The following is a 15,956-nucleotide window of genomic DNA, read 5'->3' as shown; positions in this document are numbered from 1 at the left end:
GTTTGCCTGCGGCGCAGAGCCTATAGTCGCCCCCGGAACGATGCAATTGACGGAGGAACCGCGCATGTCCATCTCGAAAGGCGACAAGCTGCCCGAAGGCAAGCTGCTGAAACCGGGCGCCAACGGCCCCGAGGAAGTGGCCGCCGCCGATCTGGCCAGAGGCCGCGTGGCGATCTTTGCCGTGCCGGGCGCCTATACGCCGACCTGCACCAATGCGCATATGCCCAGCTTCGTGAAGAATGCCGACAAGTTCCGCGCCAAGGGCGTGTCGCGGGTGATCTGCATCACGGTGAACGACCCCTTCGTCGCCGGGAAATGGGCCGCGGATACCGGCGCGACCGATGCCGGGATCGAGGTGTTGGCCGATGGCGATGGCAGCTTCACCAAGTCGCTGGGCATGAACATCGAAGGCGCGGGCTGGGTCAACGGCCGCTCGAAACGCTATGCCATGCTGGTCAATGACGGCACGGTGGAAGAGCTTCAGATCGAGGAATCGCCCGGCGCGTGCTCGGTCACTTCGGGCGATTCGCTGCTGGACCTGGTCTGAGGCGTCAGGCGGAACAGCGCCGTGAACTGCTGCGCGGCGCTGCGGTCGCCGCGCAGCGCGATCAGCCCGGCCGAGGCCAGCGCCACCGGCCCCGGCCCATAGACCGCCGCCGCCAGCGCATTGCCCGAGCCTTCCAGCACGAAATCCGCCTGGGGCGCCCGGGCCGCCCGGACCTGCGGCATCCCGTCGGCGGAAAGCGCGACCTCGAACCCTTCCTTGCCCGAGACGAAGCCGGCGCGCAGCGGTAATCCGGCGGCGCCCGCGCGGTCCGCCGTCGCCGAGAGCGAGATCATCAGCGCGGAAATGCTGATGAACCTGCTCGGATCATGGCCCGGTATCGCCAGCGCCCAGCGGCACAGCTCGCGCAGCACCGGATGCAGCGCCCGCCCGGCATCGGTCAGCGCGTAAAGCCCCAGCACATCGTCATGCGCCACCACCCCCGCCTGCGCCAACTGGGTCAGGCGCTGGGTCAGCACGCTGGCCGTGACCCCCGGCAGCCCGGCGCGGATCATCTGGAACCGCTTGGGCGCGAACATCAGTTCGCGCACCACAAGCAGCGCCCAACGGTCGCCGATGAAATTCAGCGCATGGGCGCCAAGGCAGCCTTCTTCATAGCGCAGTCGCGAGATCTTGCCGTTGCTTGTCATGTTTTGATATTAACAGTTGCTTTTTAATACTTCAACTGCCAACCTGCGACTCATTGGCGCATGACCGCGCCCGACGAGGAGGACGAGAGATGACCTACTACTCTGGTTTCCTGCTGCCGGTTCCGACGGCGAACAGGCAGAAATACATCGATATGGCCCAAGCGGCCTGGTCCATGTTCAAGCGCTATGGCGCGCTGCGCATGGTCGAGGCCTGGGGTGTGGACGTGCCCCGCGGCAAGGTGAACGACTTCTACATGTCCACCCAGGCCAAGGATGACGAGACCGTGGTGTTCTCGTGGATCGAATGGCCGGACAAGGCGACCGCGGATGCGGGCTATGAAAAGATGATGTCCGACCCCGAGATGCAGGCGCCGCCGGAAATGCCTTTCGACGGCATGCGGATGATGTGGGGCGGCTTCGAACCCATCGTGGACGAGAAAGCCTGAGGGGGCCGCCATGTATCACGGCAAACCCTGCTGGTTCGAGCTTTCCACCGCCAGGGGCGGGCTCGGCGCGGCCGAGGGCTTCTATGGCAAGCTGCTCGGCTGGACGATTGCCGATTCCGGGATGGAGGGCTTTACCTATCATCTGGCCAGCCACGGCGGCGACATGGTCGCCGGGCTGATGGAAATGCCCGGGGACTGCGCCGACGTGCCGCCGTTCTGGATGATCTATTTCGACGTGGACGATGCCGACGCCACGGCGGCCAAGATCAAGACGCTGGGCGGCTCGGTGTTCCGCGAGCCGGCCGACATTCCCGGCACCGGCCGTTTCGCCGTGGTCGCCGATCCGCAGGGCGCCAGCTTCGGCATCCTGCAACCTGCGCCGATGGACCCGCAGCCTCCGGTCGAATCCGGGGCCTGGAACCAAAGCAAGGAAAGCCACGGCAACTGGACCGAGCTGATGTCCACCGACCCCGCAGCGGGCTTCGACTTCTATGCCGAGCTGTTCGGCTGGACGAAATCCACCGCCATGGACATGGGCGAGATGGGCACCTACCAGCTGTTCTCCTGGCAGGGCACCGATATCGGCGGCATGATGGGCTTGGGCGGTGCGCCGGTGTCTTGCTGGCTGCCCTATTTCGGCGTGAACGGTGTCGATGCCGCCATCGCCCGCATCCGCGACGGCGGCGGCGAGGTTCTGCACGGGCCGATGGAGGTGCCGGGGCCGGCCTTCATCGCGGTGGCGCGCGACCCGCAAGGCGCGCATTTCGCCATCGTCGGGCCCAAGGCGGAAACGCCATGATCCGCGCATCCCTGATCGCGCTCGCCCTCTGGGCCGCACCGGCTGCGGCCCAGGAGGTGACGCCGGAGAGCATCCCGCGTGGCCAGCAGGACTATCACGCCGCCGCCGCCGGCCGCTATCGTCTGGACCCGGCGCATTCGGCGGTGCAGGCCCGCGTGCCGCATATGGGCTTTTCGGTCAGCCTGTTCCGCTTCGGCGCCGTTTCGGGCCAGCTCGACTGGAACCCGGACGACCCGGCGCAAAGCCGGCTGGCGGCCGAGGTTCAGATCGCCTCGATCATGACCCCGGTCGAGGGCTTTGCCGAGATCCTGACCGGCCCGGATTACCTGGACAGCGCGGCGAACCCGACCGCGCGCTTCACCGCCGACGGCTTCACGGCGGAAAGCCCGACCAAGGGCACGGTTTCGGGCCAGTTGACGCTGCTGGGCAAGACCCGGCCCGCGACGTTCGACGTGACGCTGATCGGCGCGGGCAAGGGCTATACCGGCGACGAAGCCGGCAATCCCATCATCCGCGACCTGATCGGCATCCATGCCCGGACCGACATCGACCCGCAGGCCTATGGCATGAACGAGTTCTTCACCGATCCGATCACCATCGAAATCGACGCCGAGTTCGCCCGGCAGGAGTAAGCCATGATATTCGTGATCACAACCTATGACTGGGTGCCGCCCTTTGCCGTGGGCTATGTCCGCGACCTGCGCATCCGCTGGGCCTGCGAGGAAGCCGGCCTGCCCTATGAGATCGAGACCACCAGCGTGCGCGACAAGACCCCGCAGCATTTCGCCCGCCAGCCTTTCGGCCAGGTGCCGATCCTGCGCGACGGCCAACTGACGCTGTTCGAAAGCGGCGCGATCCTGCTCTATCTCGGCGAACGTTCCGAGGCGCTGATGCCGCGCGAGGCCGCCGCGCGGGCCGAGACCCAGCAATGGCTGGTCGCCGCGCTCAACAGCCTCGAGCCGGTGGTGATGGCCATGGCGCTGGCGCGGATCTTCGACCAGGACGCAAGGGCCGAGGAACTGGCCCTGCCGCGCCTGCAGGAACGCCTGGCGCAACTGGTCCCGGTGCTGAAGGGACGGGATTTCATCGCCGCCGGCCGCTTCACCATCGCCGACATCCTGCTGGCCGATGTGCTGCGCATCGTGGACAGCATGGGCGAGCTGGCGGCCCATCCGGTGCTGGCGGATTATATGAACCGCATCACCGCGCGCCCGGCCTTCCGGCGCGCCCATGCGGCGCAGGTGGCGCATTTCGCGCAGGCGGCGTGATGCTGACGCTCTATGGCCACCCGTTGTCCTCCTATACGCAAAAGGTGCTGATCGCGCTTTACGAACTGGGGACGGATTTCGAGTTTCGCCATATCGACCTGGGCAACGGGGGTGACCGGGCGCTGATGCGCTCGGTCGAACCCATGGGCCGGATGCCGGCGCTGCGCGAGGGCGATCTGGTGCTGTCGCAAAGCTCGCTGATGATCGAATGGCTGGACCGGCACCATCCCGGGCCGCAGCGCCTGCTGGACCCGGACCCCGACGCCTCGCTGCCGGCGCGGCAATGGGATCGCTTCCTGGATTTCCAGGTCATGCAGATGATGCAGCAGATCGTCGATGCCCGCATCTTCATGGCCGAGGGGGCCGAGGAACGGGTCGCCCCCTTCGCCCGCGGCAAGCTGGACCTGGCCTATGCGGCGCTCGACCGCCAGCTTGACGGCCGGGACTGGATCGCGGGCGGCTTCGGCCTGGCCGATTGCGCCGCCATGCCGGCGCTGTTCTATGCCGGCGCCATCCATCCCTTTGCGGATCATCCGCACTTGGCCGGGTATTTCGAGCGGCTGGTGGCGCGGCCCTCGGTCCTGCGGGTGATCGCGGGCGCGCGGCCCTTCTATGGCTGGTTCCCGTTCAAGGACGGGATCGCGGCGCGGTTTCTCTAGCGCCTCTTGGCCTTTCGCCGTGGTTTCGCTATCCCCTTTTCGATTCGAGGGGTAAGCGACATGGCCATGGACAAGAATTTCGACGCCGGGACCGCCGAGGCGCGGATCGCGCGGGAATGGGCGGCAAGCAATGCCTTCGCCGCGGGCGCCAATGCGAAACCGGGGGCGGAAAGCTTCTCGGTGGTGATCCCGCCCCCGAACGTGACCGGCAGCCTGCATATCGGCCACGCGCTGAACAACACGCTGCAGGACATCCTGGTGCGCTGGCACCGGATGCGCGGCTTCGACACGCTGTGGCAGCCCGGCCAGGACCATGCCGGCATCGCCACTCAGATGGTCGTGGAACGGCGCATGGCCGAACGGCAGGAACCGAACCGCCGCGAGATCGGCCGCGAGGCCTTCCTGCAGAAGGTCTGGGCCTGGAAGCAGGAATCCGGCCATACCATCATCGAGCAGTTGAAGCGTCTGGGCGCGTCCTGCGACTGGTCGCGCAATGCCTTCACCATGTCCGGCGCCCCCGGCGCCCCCGCGGGCGAAGGGGGCAATTTCCACGATGCCGTCATCAGGGTCTTCGTGGACATGTATGACAAGGGCCTGATCTATCGCGGCAAGCGGCTGGTGAACTGGGACCCGCATTTCGAGACCGCGATCAGCGACCTGGAGGTCGAGAACCGCGAGGTTCCCGGCCATATGTGGCATTTCAAATATCCGCTGGCCGGCGGCGCGACCTATGAATACGTGGAACGCGATGCGGACGGCAATGTCACCCTGCGCGAGACCCGCGACTATATCAGCATCGCCACCACTCGCCCCGAGACCATGCTGGGCGACGGCGCCGTGGCCGTGCATCCGGACGATGCGCGCTATGCCCCGATCGTCGGCAAGCTTTGCGAGATCCCGGTCGGACCCAAGGAGCACCGCCGCCTGATCCCGATCATCACCGACGACTATCCCGACCCGGATTTCGGCTCGGGCGCGGTCAAGATCACCGGCGCGCATGATTTCAACGACTATGCCGTCGCCATGCGCAATGGCATCCCGCTTTACGCGCTGATGGACGGCAAGGGCCAGATGCGCGCCGATGGCCTCGGCTATGAGGACAGCGCCGAGATCGCCACCCGCGCCGCCAAGGGCGAGGATGTGGGCGACGTCTCGAACGTGAACCTGGTCCCCGAGGAGCTGCGCGGCCTCGACCGTTACGAGGCGCGGGCGCGGGTGGTCGAGGCGATCACCGAAGAAGGGCTGGCCGTCACCTATCTGCACAAGTCCATCGACAAGGAAACCGGCGCCGAGCATCTGGAGCGCCGCCCGCTGGTCGATGCCAAGCCGATCATGCAGCCCTTCGGCGACCGCTCGGGCGTGGTGATCGAGCCGATGCTGACCGATCAGTGGTTCGTGGACACCGCCAAGATCGTCGGCCCGGCGCTGGAAGCGGTGCGCAGCGGCGCGACGAAGATCCTGCCCGAGCAGCATGAAAAGGTCTATTTCCACTGGCTTGAGAACATCGAGCCCTGGACCATCAGCCGCCAGCTCTGGTGGGGCCACCAGATCCCGGTCTGGTACGGGCTCGACCTGCGGCTGGAGGGCCAGGTCGAGGACGACCATGACGGCGTGCTAGACGAGGTCGAGATCTTCGCCCTGTTGGAAGAGGGGCTGGTGCATCGCGACGAGATCCACCACGCCGCCTCGGGCTTTGCCGAGGTGGCCGAAAAGTTCCGCGATTCCATCGCCGAACTGCCGGTGCCGCTGGAGATGGCCCGCGTGGTCGAGGTCGCAGACCGCGAGGCCGCTATCGACGCCTTTGCCCAGGGGCTGGCCGATTACAACCTGACGCAGGATCTGACGAAGCTGGTCTATCCGGTCTGGCGCGACCCGGACGTGCTGGACACCTGGTTTTCGTCGGGCCTCTGGCCGATCGGCACGCTGGGCTGGCCCGAGGATACCGCCGAGCTGCGCAAGTATTTCCCGACCGACGTGCTGGTGACCGGCTTCGACATCATCTTCTTCTGGGTGGCCCGGATGATGATGATGCAGCTGGCCGTGGTCGGGCAGGTGCCGTTCCGCACCGTCTATGTGCACGGGCTGGTGCGCGACGAAAAGGGCGCCAAGATGTCGAAGTCGAAAGGCAACGTCATCGACCCGCTGACCCTGATCGACGAATACGGCGCCGACGCGCTGCGCTTCACCCTGACCAGCATGGCTGCCATGGGCCGCGATCCCAAGCTGGGCCCGAAACATGTCGAGGCGAACCGCAATTTCGTCACCAAGATCTGGAACGCCACCCGCTTCGCCGAGATGAACGGCGTCCGCGGCGGCGGTGCGCGGCCCGAGCCGCGCCATGTCGTCAACCGCTGGATCATCGGCGAGCTGGCCCGCATCCGCCAGGCCACCGACGAGGCGCTGGAGAGCTTCCGCTTCAACGACGCCGCGGCCGGGCTTTACGGCTTCGTCTGGGGCAAGGTCTGCGACTGGTATGTCGAGTTCTCCAAGCCGCTGTTCGACGGCGAATATCGCGAGGAAACCCAGGCCACCATGGGCTGGGTGCTGGACCAGTGCTACACCCTGCTGCACCCGATCATGCCCTTCGTGACCGAGGAGCTTTGGGCGCTGACCGGGGAGCGCCGGCGGATGCTGGTGCATGGCGACTGGCCCGCCTATGGCGGCGAGCTGATCGACGCCGAGGCCGACCGGCAGATGAACTGGGTGATCCAGCTCATCGAAAACATCCGTTCGGCCCGCGCCCAGATCGGCGTGCCGGCCGGCGCCCGTCCCGACCTGATCGTGACCGAGGCCGACGAGGCGGCGCGGGCGGCGCTGGCCGCCAATGCGCCGCTGATCGAGCGGCTGGCGCGGGTGAACCCCCCGCAGGACGGCGCCATGGGACCGGGGATGATCTCGGTCGCGGCGCTGGGGGCGAGCTTCGCCCTGCCGGTCGGCGAGATGATCGACGTCAAGGCCGAGACGGCGCGGCTGGAAAAGGCGGCGGCCAAGGCCGAGAAGGACGCCGCGGGCCTGCGCGGCCGGTTGGCGAATCCGAAATTCGTCGAGAACGCCGAGCCCGAGGTGATCGAGGAGACCCGCGAGAAGCTTGCCGCGCTGGAGGACGACCTGCTGCGCATCCGGGCGGCCCTGGCGCAGCTGGCGGCGATGTGACCCCAGGCCTTGGCGCCCCGGCCGGTGGCGCGGTCGCATGGGTATTTGGAAAACGGTGAAGATCAGGGCCGCTCGGACAGGGCGGCCCTGATGCTTTCGGCGATCATCGCCGGAACCTCCGAGGCAAGGCCGAGCGGGGGCAGCACCAGACCGCGGAAGCCGGCCTCGGCCAGGGCCGCGGGCAGGTCGTCGGTGACATGCTCGGCCCGGGTGGCGAAAAGCGGCAGGCAGATCGTCTGCGCCGGCAGGTCGCGGGCGGCGTCGGCGAGGAAGGGCGTTTCCTCGATGAAGCCGCAGCTGGCGGCGGCGACATGGGGGGCGAGGCTGGCCGCCATCCGCCGTGCCGCTTCGGCGGGCGCGCGCGAGCGGCCGGAGCCATGGGCGGCGAGCAGAAGATGGGTTTGCGCGGGCGGCCAGCCCTGCGCCTCGGCGGCCTTGGCGATCAGCCCGAGGCAGAGCGCCGGCAGGCGCGGGTCGCTGCCGAAGGGCGGCAGGATGCGGGCATTCGGCGCGCCGGCCAGCCGCAGGCGGCGGGGCAGTTCGCTGCGGGTGAACCAGCCCGCCGCCATGAACAGCGGATAGATCAGCGTCTCGTTCTCGGCCAGGTCCAGCGCGCCGGGCATGGCCAGCGTCGCGCCCTTGACCTGCGCATCGGCGACATGGATGCGGGCGGCCAGCGCCTCGATGGCCTGCTGCTGCGGGGCCGGGTCGCCGGGCTGGCCATGGGCGACGATCAGGACCTGGGGCAGCGCCCTATGCACGGAAGGCGGCGGCGAAGGGCTCGGGGATGGCGAATTCCTGCAGCGCCCGGGTGCGGGCCATGGCCGACATCTTGCGTGCGGTCTTTTCCACGATGCGCTGCAATTCGTCCGGGTCGCGGCCTTCGGCGAAGGGGCCCATATACCAGCGGATGAAGGTGAAGCAGGCGACGTCCTCCAGTGCCTGCACCTCGTCGTCGCGCTTGATGCCCTGCTTGGTCAGCATTTTCCCGGCATGGACGACGTCCGCTTCGGCATAGCCGGCCTCGCGCATGATGCCGTCGATGCGGGCGGCGTGGCGGCGGCCCTGTTCGGTGCGCCAGGCCAGGTAGCCGGCGCGGTCCATCGGATAGGCGTCGCGGGGCAGTTGCCAGCGTTCCACATGCTGGCCCCGGCAGGCGATGCGCAGGGCATCCGAGGCATCGGGATAGAGTGCCTGCTGCTCGGCCGTCATGCGCTGGCCGTAGAGCAGCGCCTCGGGCCGGCCCTCGGGGTCCAGGTGCGGGTCGGCGGCATTGGCCTTGTCGATGGCGTCGAAAGCGGTCTGAAGGCGGGTCATGATATCCTCTCTTTGCGCCATCATGCCGCAGCGGCGCGTCGCGTCAACGCGGATTGCCGCGGCCTGGGAAGGCGACTAGGCTGCCGACATGGCATGGGGCGAATTCATCCTGGCGCTGGCGGTCTTTCTGGGCTCGCATGTGATTCCGGCGCGGTTCCGCGGGCCGCTGGTCGCGGCGCTGGGGCGGCGGGGCTATGTCATCGGCTACAGCCTGCTGTCGCTGGCGCTGCTTTATTGGCTGATCCTGGCGTCCGGGCGGGCGCCCTATGTCGAGTTATGGCCGCAATGGCCTTGGATGCGCTGGCTGGTGAATATCGCCATGCCCGTCGCGGTGCTGGTGGCGGCGGTCGGCGGCATGGCGGGGCTGATGGCGGGTTTTGCCCTGTGGGGCGCGGCGCATCTGGTCGCGAACGGAGACCTGGCGCATGTCATCCTGTTCGGTCTGTTGCTGGCCTATGCGCTGTTCGGACTGGCGCTCGGCCTGCGCCGCGGCGCGGCGATGCGTCCGACCTGGCCGCGGCTGGCCTTGGCGGTGCTGGTCTGGCTGGCGCTGTATCTTCTGCATCCGCTGGTGATCGGGGTCAGCCCCCAGCCCTAGGATCGGGCGGTCTGAAGCCCTCGGGGATGCGGTCGCGACCGTCCAGGATCAGGTCGGCCAGCATCACCGCGCAGGCCGGCGCCATGGCAAGGCCGATCTTGAAGCCGCCATTGGCGACGTAATGGTCCGGCCGTCCGGGCCAGGGGCCGACCAGCGGCGCACGGGACCTGGCGCGCGGCCGGATGCCGGCCCAGCGGTCCACCACCGGCGCATCGCCAAGTGCCGGGCAAAGCGCGCGCGCCTTGTCGATCAGCGCCTCGAGCTGCGCGTCGGTGGCCGTGTCCATGACGTCGCGTTCCGAGGTCGAGCCGATGGCCACCGTGCCGTCGGCATGGGGCACGATATGGACCCCGTCGGCAAAGACCTGCGGTGCGTCGGCGGCGGAAAACGCCAGCAGCGCCGACTGCCCCTTGACGCCGCTGCCGCCGAAGGGCGCCAGTCCCGCGACGCCGGTGGCCCAGATCGCCGGGGCGTCCGGGGCGGGCTGCCCCTCGACGATCTCGCCACCCCGGGCGCGGATGGCGGCGGCCAGCGCGGCGCCGGCCCGGCGCGGGCTGATCCGCGCCGTCAGCCGGTCCACCAGCCACAGGCCCGAGGGCGAGGCCGGCACCAGCAGCCCCTGCGGCGCATCGGTGAGCTCCATCCCCGCCCAGCACGGCCAATGCGCGCCGGCGGCCGCGATGCGCTCGGCCATGCGCGGCGCGGCGCCTTCGGGCACCGGCTGGATGCGGCCGCTGCGGGCATAGCCGGGATCCACGCCGCCCGCCGCCGCCACTTCGGCCCACCAGTCCGCCGCCGCGACCAGGACATCGAGTTGCACCTGTTTCTTGGCGTTCCAGTTTTCCGGCGCATGCGGCGCCAGCGCGCCGACATGCCCGCCCGAGGCGCCGGCGCCGATCAGCGCCGTTTCGAACACCCGCACGCGGGCGCCCCGCCGCGCCAGTTCCCATGCGCAGGCGAGGCCGAAGACACCCGCGCCCGCCACCGTGATTCCGCTTGCCATTCCGCCGCCCCTTGCCGCATTTGCCTGCAAAAGAGGAGTTAGCGCGGATGGGTGAGCGCGACCAGAGCAGCGCCGACCTGGACTGGCGCGAGGGGGCGATTCCGGTCTCGCGTCGTTTCGACGACCCCTATTTCAGCCTCAGCGGTGGGCTGGAGGAGACGCGGCATGTCTTTCTGGCCGGCAACGACCTGCCGGCGCGGCTGCGGCCCGGCTTCCATGTCGCCGAACTGGGCTTCGGCACCGGGCTGAACCTGCTGGCGCTGGCGCAGGTCGTCACGGTGCCGGTCCGTTTCACCAGCTTCGAGGCCTTCCCGATGAGCCTGGACGAACTGGCCCGCGCCCATGCCGCCTTCCCGGAACTGGCGCCGCTGGCGGATCAGTTGCGCGCCGGCTGGCCGCAACGCCGCCTGTCCGTGGGCCTGGTCGAGGCCGAGATCATCGAGGCCGATGCCCGCCAGGCGCTGCCCGGCTGGGACGGCCGCGCCGATGCCTGGTTCCTGGACGGGTTTTCCCCTGCCAAGAACCCGGAGCTTTGGGGCGAGGCGCTGATGGCCGAGGTGGCCCGTCACACCGCACCGGGCGGCACATTCGCCACCTATACGGCGGCCGGCCATGTGCGCCGGGCGCTGGCGGCGGCAGGGTTCGCGGTGACGCGCGCGCCCGGCTTCGCGGGCAAGCGCCACATGAGCTGTGGCCGGCTCTAGCGCCGGCCGTTCTAGCGTCGGACCGGCGGGATGCGGCTTGGCGGATAGTCGATCGGCGCATGGGGGGGGCGGCCCTGGGTGCGGCGCCAGAAGGCCGGGCCGCCGCGGCGCAGGAACAGCGGCACGGCCAGCACGATGCCGGCGACGAAGCCCGCCGCATGGGCGATATAGGCCACGCCGTCATCGGCCATGCTGGCGGTCGAGAGCAACTGCAACCCGAACCAGGCCAAGAGCAGCACCCAGGCGGGAATGGTGAAGCGGCGGATGATGACGATGATGATGGCGATCACGTCGACGCGGGCGCGCGGGAACATCAGCAGGTAGCCGCCCATCACCCCGGCGATGGCGCCCGAGGCGCCGACCATGGGAATGCCGCTCATCGGCTCGGCGGCGATCTGCCCTGCCGCCGCCGCCAGTCCGCAGGCGAGATAGAAGACCAGGAAGCCGGCATGGCCCATCTGGTCCTCGAGATTGTCGCCGAAGACCCACAGGAACAGCATGTTGCCGGCGATATGCATGATCCCGGCATGCAGGAACATGTGCGTGACCAGACCCCAGAGCCATTCGCCATGCATGATCGCGACCGGATACAGCGCCAGCCGGTCCCAGAGCCCGACCTGGCCGCCGGCCCAGGGCATGGTGACCAGGAACAGGACCAGGTTCAGGAAGATCAGCCCGGTGGTGACATAGGGCGTGCGTTCGGATGGGTTGTGATCGCGGATCGGGAACATGGGCTCAGCCTGAAGCATCGCATGGGCGCGCGCAAGCGGCCCTGTTCGGATCGCCGGACCGCGTATAGCATCGACCCCGAATCGTATCCGAGGAGGGGCCGATGACCAGCCTGACCGACCGCAAGAACGCCGCCATCTCGCGCGGCGTGGGGATGACGACCCAGATCTATGCCGAGCGCGCCGAGAATGCCGAGATCTGGGACAAGGACGGCAACCGCTATATCGACTTCGCCGCCGGCATCGCCGTGGTCAATACCGGCCATCGCCATCCGCGGGTGATCGCGGCGGTCAAGGAACAGCTCGACCGCTTCACCCATACCTGCCACCAGGTCGTGCCCTATGAAAACTATGTCGCGCTGGCCGAGCGGCTGAATGCGCTGGTCCCCGGCAAGGGGCCGAAGAAGACCGCCTTCTACACCACCGGCGCCGAGGCGGTGGAGAACGCGGTCAAGATCGCCCGCCACCATACCGGCCGCGCCGGGGTGGTGGCCTTTGCCGGCGGCTTCCACGGCCGCACCTTCATGGGCATGTCCCTGACCGGCAAGGTCCAGCCCTACAAGGCTGGGTTCGGGCCGATGATGAACGACATCTGGCACCTGCCGTTCCCGACCGCGCTGCACGGCGTCACGGCCGAGGACGCGCTGGCGGCGCTGGACCGGCTGTTCAAGGCCGATATCGACCCCTCGCGCGTCGCCGCGATCATCATCGAGCCGGTGCAGGGCGAAGGCGGCTTCTACGAGGCGCCCGCCGGCTTCATCCAGCGGCTGCGGCAGATCTGCGACCAGTATTCGATCCTTTTGATCGCCGACGAGGTGCAGACCGGCTTCGCCCGCACCGGCAAGCTGTTCGCGATGGAGCATCACGGCGTGGCGGCCGACCTGACCGCCATGGCCAAGGGGCTGGGCGGCGGGCTGCCGATCAGCGCCGTCACCGGCCGGGCCGAGGTGATGGACAGTCCGGCGCCGGGCGGCCTTGGCGGCACCTATGCCGGCAATCCGCTGGCCGTCGCCGCCGCCCATGCGGTGCTGGACGTGATCGAGGAGGAGGGGCTTTGCGACCGCGCCACCCGTCTTGGCCAGCGGCTGAAGCAGCGCCTGGCCGGCATCGCGGACGGGGTGCCGGAGATCGCCGACATCCGCGGCCCGGGTTTCATGAACGCGGTCGAGTTCAACATCGCCGGCAGCGACAAGCCCAATCCCGATTTCGCCAACCGCCTCCGCGAGGAGGCCTTGAAGCGCAAGCTGATCCTGCTGACCTGCGGTGTTTACGGCAACGTGATCCGCTTCCTGGCGCCGCTGACCATCCCGGATGCGATCTTCGACGAGGCGCTGGACATTCTCGAGGAATCGATTGCGGCCGCACGCGGCTGAACCCGCGCTTCACCGTTTCCCAAATACCCGTTCGACCGCGCCGGCGGGAAGCCTTGGCCGGGTATATGGAAACGGAAAGAGCCGCCGCGCCAATCGCGACCCGCCCGGCGCGTCTTCCTTGCCCCCAATTCTCATGCGGCGGCGCAGGCCAGCACCGTCGCATGGGTATTTGGGAAACGGTGAAGACGCGAAGGTCCGGCCCCGGAAGGGCGGTGTCGTGCGCTTTTCTTGTCGATCGAATGCCCGGGGCAAGGGCGCGCCGGGCGCTCTAGCCCAGGGCCTTGGAGCCCATATGCAGGAATTTCTGCCGGCGATCCTTGATCAGCTCGGCCGGTTTCTTGCCCTCGAGCTCGCCCAGCATGGCCGAGATCGCCTCGCCCACGGCGGCGATGGCCTCGGCCGGGGCGCGCTGGGCGCCGCCCAGCGGTTCGGCGATGATGCGGTCGATCACCTCGAGCTTCTTCAGATCCTGCGCCGTCAGCTTCAGCGCATGGGCGGCCTCGCGCATCTTCTCGGCATCCTTCCACAGGATCGAGGCGCAGCCCTCGGGCGAGATCACCGAATAGATCGAATGTTCCAGCATGGCGATGCGGTTGGCGGTGGCGAAGGCCACGGCACCGCCCGAGCCGCCCTCGCCGATGATGACCGAGACCAGCGGCACGCCGATCTGCAGGCATTTCTCGGTCGAGCGGGCGATGGCCTCGGACTGGCCGCGTTCCTCGGCGCCCTTGCCGGGATAGGCGCCGGGCGTGTCGACCAGGGTGATCACCGGCAGGCGGAAGCGGTCGGCGATGTCCATCAGCCGGATCGCCTTGCGATAGCCCTCGGGACGGGCCATGCCGAAATTGTGGCTGATGCGCGACTTGGTGTCGTTGCCCTTTTCATGGCCGATGACCACGCAGGGCTTGTCGTGGAAGCGGGCGAGTCCGCCCATGACCGCGTGATCCTCGCCGAAGGCGCGGTCGCCGGCCAGCGGCGTGTATTCGGTAAAGAGCTGGCCGATGTAATCCCTGCAATGCGGCCGTTCGGGATGGCGGGCCACCTGTGTCTTGCGCCAGGGATCGAGCTGCTTGTAGAGGTCGCGCAGCATGTCCTCGGCCTTCTTGTCGAGGGCGGCGGCCTCTTTTTCCAGATCGACGCCCTCGCCCTTGCTTGCCAGGACGCGCAGTTCCTCGGCCTTGCCTTCAAGATCGGCAAGGGGTTTCTCGAACTCCAGGTAAGTCATGCAGGGCTCCGCGCTGTCATCCGGTCGGGTTGCGGTCTATATGCTTGCCCGGGGTCCGGATTGCAATGTCAGCCTTGCCACCGGGCCAGCGACTTCTCGTCCTCGTCCCGGGCCTCGACCCAGGCGCCGGCGCCATCCGGGCCGATCTCGCGCTTCCAGAACGGCGCGCGGGATTTCAGCCAGTCCATCAGGTATTCCGCCGCCGCGAAGGCGGCGCCACGATGCCGGGCGGCGGTCGCGACCATCATGATCGGCTCGCCCACCGCCAGCCGGCCATGGCGATGCAGGATGCGCCAGTCGCCGAGATCGAAGCGGCGCGCGGCTTCCTCGCCATAGGCCTGCAGGGCCTTTTCGGTCATGCCGGGATAGTGTTCGATCTCCAGCGCCACCAGCCGGCCGCCTTCGTCGCGCACCAGGCCCGAGAAGGTGACGATCGCCCCGGCGCCGGCGCCGAAGCCGGCCAGCTCGGCGGCAAGGTCGAAAGGTTCGGTCTGGACGCGGGCGGACATGGATCAGCCCCCGGTCATCGGCGGGAAGAAGGCGACCTCGCGCGCGCCGGCCAGCGGCGCGTCCAGGTCGGCCAGTTCCTGATCCACGGCGACGCGCACCGCGGCGAGGTCGGCCAGTGCCGCCGCGTGCCACTGGTCCATGCCGGCCAGTTCGGCGACCAGCTCGCGCACGGTCGCGGCCTCGGTCTCGATGCTTTCGCGGGGCTGGCCGACGCGCTCGCGCAGCCAGGCGAACCAGAGCACGTCAAGCGGCATGGTCGTCCCTCAGATAGGGCCGGGCCTTGGCGAAATAGTCCCAGCCGGTGATGGCGGTCAGCACCGCGGCAAGCCAGATCAGCAGCAGCCCGAACTGTGTCGCCAGGTCCGACCAGCTGTCGGACCAGGGCAGGCTGGTCTCGCCCACCAGCGGCGGGTGGCCGGTCTCGTAATAGTTCAGCCCGGTGCCGAGGAACAGCACGGCGATGGCGACCATCTGCGCGGTGGTCTTCCACTTGGCCAGCTTCGTGACCTTCAGGAGCCGCGACTGGTCGCCCAGGAACTCCCGCAGGCCCGAGACGAAGACCTCGCGGAACAGGATCACCGTCGAGGGCAGGATCAGCCAGGGGTTCATGCCGGAATAGCCGGTGATGACCACGACGGCGATGATCACCATGGCCTTGTCGGCGATCGGGTCCATGGCGGCGCCGAATCGGCTTTCCTGCCCCCAGGCGCGGGCGAGGTAACCGTCGAACCAATCCGTGATGGCGGCGACCAGAAACAGCGCCAGCGCCGCGAAATCGGCAAAGGGCCGGGTGAGGAAGAAGAACATCAGCGGCACCAGCGGCGCGGCCGCAAGTCGCAGAACGGTCAGGATATTGGGCAAGGTCCAGCGCATGGGGGCAATCTAGGCGCTTGTGCGCGCCGGGGGAAGGGGGCGCGGCGCCAAGACGGACCGCCGGCCGGAAAGGCGCTTGCCATGGCGCCGGCGGTCGGATAGGGAA

At 68.4% G+C, this 15,956-nt stretch carries 19 protein-coding genes; 10 read left to right on the top strand and 9 right to left on the bottom strand.

The features are described from left to right. Positions 1 to 64: 64 nt before the first annotated feature. Positions 65 to 547 carry a peroxiredoxin gene (locus tag ACFOMP_RS13535; RefSeq protein WP_289893027.1) on the top strand — a complete coding sequence of 161 codons (483 nt, stop codon included), beginning with the start codon at positions 65 to 67 and terminating at the stop codon, positions 545 to 547. Here the strand turns inward: ACFOMP_RS13535 and ACFOMP_RS13530 are convergent. Next, complete coding sequence (locus ACFOMP_RS13530) at positions 481 to 1,194, bottom strand: winged helix-turn-helix transcriptional regulator (RefSeq protein ID WP_379031411.1); 714 nt, start codon at positions 1,192 to 1,194, stop codon at positions 481 to 483. The two genes, ACFOMP_RS13535 and ACFOMP_RS13530, sit on opposite strands and share 67 nt — an antisense overlap. Before the next feature lie 89 nt (positions 1,195 to 1,283). Between ACFOMP_RS13530 and ACFOMP_RS13525 the strand changes: the two genes are divergently transcribed. The 6 genes from ACFOMP_RS13525 to ACFOMP_RS13500 are packed head-to-tail and all read left to right on the top strand — an operon-like array spanning position 1,284 to position 7,519. Beyond that, positions 1,284 to 1,640: a DUF1428 domain-containing protein gene (locus tag ACFOMP_RS13525; RefSeq protein WP_019353263.1), complete on the top strand. Its 357-nt coding sequence runs from the start codon at positions 1,284 to 1,286 to the stop codon at positions 1,638 to 1,640. A gap of 10 nt (positions 1,641 to 1,650) precedes the next feature. Next, a complete protein-coding gene (locus tag ACFOMP_RS13520) occupies positions 1,651 to 2,439 on the top strand; it encodes a VOC family protein (protein WP_379031408.1) in 789 nt (262 codons plus the stop codon). Continuing rightward, entirely contained in the window at positions 2,436 to 3,071 is a 636-nt protein-coding gene (locus ACFOMP_RS13515; protein ID WP_379031405.1) for a YceI family protein, read from the top strand. Before ACFOMP_RS13520 ends, ACFOMP_RS13515 begins: the two co-directional genes overlap by 4 nt. 3 nt (positions 3,072 to 3,074) lie before the next feature. Then, on the top strand, positions 3,075 to 3,707 hold the full coding sequence (locus tag ACFOMP_RS13510) for a glutathione S-transferase family protein (RefSeq protein WP_379031402.1): 633 nt from the start codon (positions 3,075 to 3,077) through the stop codon (positions 3,705 to 3,707). After that, entirely contained in the window at positions 3,707 to 4,366 is a 660-nt protein-coding gene (locus tag ACFOMP_RS13505; protein ID WP_379031399.1) for a glutathione S-transferase family protein, read from the top strand. Before ACFOMP_RS13510 ends, ACFOMP_RS13505 begins: the two co-directional genes overlap by 1 nt. A 60-nt stretch (positions 4,367 to 4,426) precedes the next feature. Next, on the top strand, positions 4,427 to 7,519 hold the full coding sequence (locus ACFOMP_RS13500; RefSeq protein ID WP_379031396.1) for a valine--tRNA ligase: 3,093 nt from the start codon (positions 4,427 to 4,429) through the stop codon (positions 7,517 to 7,519). A gap of 62 nt (positions 7,520 to 7,581) precedes the next feature. On the opposite strand, the gene ACFOMP_RS13495 is transcribed toward ACFOMP_RS13500, so the two are convergent. Together ACFOMP_RS13495 and ACFOMP_RS13490 are read right to left on the bottom strand one after the other, a co-directional pair. Then, the gene (locus tag ACFOMP_RS13495) at positions 7,582 to 8,280 is read right to left on the bottom strand and encodes a cobalamin biosynthesis protein CbiX (protein ID WP_379031393.1); all 699 of its coding nucleotides are present in this window, start codon (positions 8,278 to 8,280) and stop codon (positions 7,582 to 7,584) included. Next, positions 8,273 to 8,836: a DUF4202 domain-containing protein gene (locus ACFOMP_RS13490; protein ID WP_289893034.1), complete on the bottom strand. Its 564-nt coding sequence runs from the start codon at positions 8,834 to 8,836 to the stop codon at positions 8,273 to 8,275. The genes ACFOMP_RS13495 and ACFOMP_RS13490 overlap by 8 nt, the downstream gene beginning before the upstream one ends. Positions 8,837 to 8,924: 88 nt before the next feature. Between ACFOMP_RS13490 and ACFOMP_RS13485 the strand changes: the two genes are divergently transcribed. After that, positions 8,925 to 9,434, top strand: coding sequence for an NnrU family protein (locus tag ACFOMP_RS13485; protein ID WP_379031390.1), 510 nt, complete (start codon positions 8,925 to 8,927; stop codon positions 9,432 to 9,434). On the opposite strand, the gene ACFOMP_RS13480 is transcribed toward ACFOMP_RS13485, so the two are convergent. Further along, on the bottom strand, positions 9,418 to 10,437 hold the full coding sequence (locus tag ACFOMP_RS13480) for an NAD(P)/FAD-dependent oxidoreductase (RefSeq protein ID WP_379031387.1): 1,020 nt from the start codon (positions 10,435 to 10,437) through the stop codon (positions 9,418 to 9,420). The genes ACFOMP_RS13485 and ACFOMP_RS13480 overlap by 17 nt on opposite strands. 47 nt (positions 10,438 to 10,484) lie before the next feature. On the opposite strand from ACFOMP_RS13480, the gene mnmD reads away from it, so the two are divergent. Beyond that, positions 10,485 to 11,141 (top strand): tRNA (5-methylaminomethyl-2-thiouridine)(34)-methyltransferase MnmD, encoded by a 657-nt coding sequence (mnmD, locus tag ACFOMP_RS13475; protein WP_379031384.1) that lies wholly within the window; start codon positions 10,485 to 10,487, stop codon positions 11,139 to 11,141. 11 nt (positions 11,142 to 11,152) lie between these two features. Here the strand turns inward: mnmD and ACFOMP_RS13470 are convergent, their stop codons facing one another. After that, positions 11,153 to 11,872, bottom strand: a complete 720-nt coding sequence (locus ACFOMP_RS13470; protein WP_289893039.1) for a rhomboid family intramembrane serine protease — start codon at positions 11,870 to 11,872, stop codon at positions 11,153 to 11,155. A gap of 101 nt (positions 11,873 to 11,973) precedes the next feature. On the opposite strand from ACFOMP_RS13470, the gene ACFOMP_RS13465 reads away from it, so the two are divergent. Continuing rightward, entirely contained in the window at positions 11,974 to 13,242 is a 1,269-nt protein-coding gene (locus ACFOMP_RS13465; RefSeq protein WP_379031380.1) for a 4-aminobutyrate--2-oxoglutarate transaminase, read from the top strand. A 268-nt stretch (positions 13,243 to 13,510) separates the two neighbouring features. Here ACFOMP_RS13465 and ACFOMP_RS13460 read toward each other — a convergent pair whose 3' ends face one another. From ACFOMP_RS13460 to pgsA, 4 genes are all read right to left on the bottom strand, one after another. Further along, on the bottom strand, positions 13,511 to 14,467 hold the full coding sequence (locus ACFOMP_RS13460; protein ID WP_379031377.1) for an acetyl-CoA carboxylase carboxyltransferase subunit alpha: 957 nt from the start codon (positions 14,465 to 14,467) through the stop codon (positions 13,511 to 13,513). Positions 14,468 to 14,535: 68 nt separating this feature from the next. Continuing rightward, on the bottom strand, positions 14,536 to 14,976 hold the full coding sequence (locus tag ACFOMP_RS13455) for a molybdenum cofactor biosynthesis protein MoaE (RefSeq protein WP_289893042.1): 441 nt from the start codon (positions 14,974 to 14,976) through the stop codon (positions 14,536 to 14,538). 3 nt (positions 14,977 to 14,979) lie between these two features. Then, on the bottom strand, positions 14,980 to 15,231 hold the full coding sequence (gene moaD / locus ACFOMP_RS13450; protein ID WP_289893043.1) for a molybdopterin converting factor subunit 1: 252 nt from the start codon (positions 15,229 to 15,231) through the stop codon (positions 14,980 to 14,982). After that, positions 15,221 to 15,850, bottom strand: coding sequence for a CDP-diacylglycerol--glycerol-3-phosphate 3-phosphatidyltransferase (pgsA, locus tag ACFOMP_RS13445; RefSeq protein WP_019353066.1), 630 nt, complete (start codon positions 15,848 to 15,850; stop codon positions 15,221 to 15,223). The genes moaD and pgsA overlap by 11 nt, the downstream gene beginning before the upstream one ends. Between the last annotated feature and the right edge of the window lie 106 nt (positions 15,851 to 15,956).

The organism is Paracoccus simplex (assembly GCF_042648325.1).
Lineage (GTDB): Bacteria > Pseudomonadota > Alphaproteobacteria > Rhodobacterales > Rhodobacteraceae > Paracoccus > Paracoccus simplex.
This window is presented reverse-complemented; position numbering and strand designations above follow the sequence as displayed.

What these genes read in the sequence shown, in the direction of transcription:
- ACFOMP_RS13525 (WP_019353263.1), top strand. Translation starts at nt 1,284, where the DNA reads ATGACCTACTACTCTGGTTTCCTGCTGCCGGTTCCGACGGCGAACAGG.
- ACFOMP_RS13535 (WP_289893027.1), top strand. Translation starts at nt 65, where the DNA reads ATGTCCATCTCGAAAGGCGACAAGCTGCCCGAAGGCAAGCTGCTGAAA.
- ACFOMP_RS13470 (WP_289893039.1), bottom strand. Translation starts at nt 11,872, where the DNA reads ATGTTCCCGATCCGCGATCACAACCCATCCGAACGCACGCCCTATGTC.
- ACFOMP_RS13485 (WP_379031390.1), top strand. Translation starts at nt 8,925, where the DNA reads ATGGCATGGGGCGAATTCATCCTGGCGCTGGCGGTCTTTCTGGGCTCG.
- ACFOMP_RS13480 (WP_379031387.1), bottom strand. Translation starts at nt 10,437, where the DNA reads ATGGCAAGCGGAATCACGGTGGCGGGCGCGGGTGTCTTCGGCCTCGCC.
- ACFOMP_RS13510 (WP_379031402.1), top strand. Translation starts at nt 3,075, where the DNA reads ATGATATTCGTGATCACAACCTATGACTGGGTGCCGCCCTTTGCCGTG.
- pgsA (WP_019353066.1), bottom strand. Translation starts at nt 15,850, where the DNA reads ATGCGCTGGACCTTGCCCAATATCCTGACCGTTCTGCGACTTGCGGCC.
- ACFOMP_RS13530 (WP_379031411.1), bottom strand. Translation starts at nt 1,194, where the DNA reads ATGACAAGCAACGGCAAGATCTCGCGACTGCGCTATGAAGAAGGCTGC.
- mnmD (WP_379031384.1), top strand. Translation starts at nt 10,485, where the DNA reads ATGGGTGAGCGCGACCAGAGCAGCGCCGACCTGGACTGGCGCGAGGGG.
- ACFOMP_RS13465 (WP_379031380.1), top strand. Translation starts at nt 11,974, where the DNA reads ATGACCAGCCTGACCGACCGCAAGAACGCCGCCATCTCGCGCGGCGTG.
- ACFOMP_RS13490 (WP_289893034.1), bottom strand. Translation starts at nt 8,836, where the DNA reads ATGACCCGCCTTCAGACCGCTTTCGACGCCATCGACAAGGCCAATGCC.
- ACFOMP_RS13500 (WP_379031396.1), top strand. Translation starts at nt 4,427, where the DNA reads ATGGCCATGGACAAGAATTTCGACGCCGGGACCGCCGAGGCGCGGATC.
- ACFOMP_RS13520 (WP_379031408.1), top strand. Translation starts at nt 1,651, where the DNA reads ATGTATCACGGCAAACCCTGCTGGTTCGAGCTTTCCACCGCCAGGGGC.
- ACFOMP_RS13515 (WP_379031405.1), top strand. Translation starts at nt 2,436, where the DNA reads ATGATCCGCGCATCCCTGATCGCGCTCGCCCTCTGGGCCGCACCGGCT.
- ACFOMP_RS13455 (WP_289893042.1), bottom strand. Translation starts at nt 14,976, where the DNA reads ATGTCCGCCCGCGTCCAGACCGAACCTTTCGACCTTGCCGCCGAGCTG.
- ACFOMP_RS13505 (WP_379031399.1), top strand. Translation starts at nt 3,707, where the DNA reads ATGCTGACGCTCTATGGCCACCCGTTGTCCTCCTATACGCAAAAGGTG.
- ACFOMP_RS13460 (WP_379031377.1), bottom strand. Translation starts at nt 14,467, where the DNA reads ATGACTTACCTGGAGTTCGAGAAACCCCTTGCCGATCTTGAAGGCAAG.
- moaD (WP_289893043.1), bottom strand. Translation starts at nt 15,231, where the DNA reads ATGCCGCTTGACGTGCTCTGGTTCGCCTGGCTGCGCGAGCGCGTCGGC.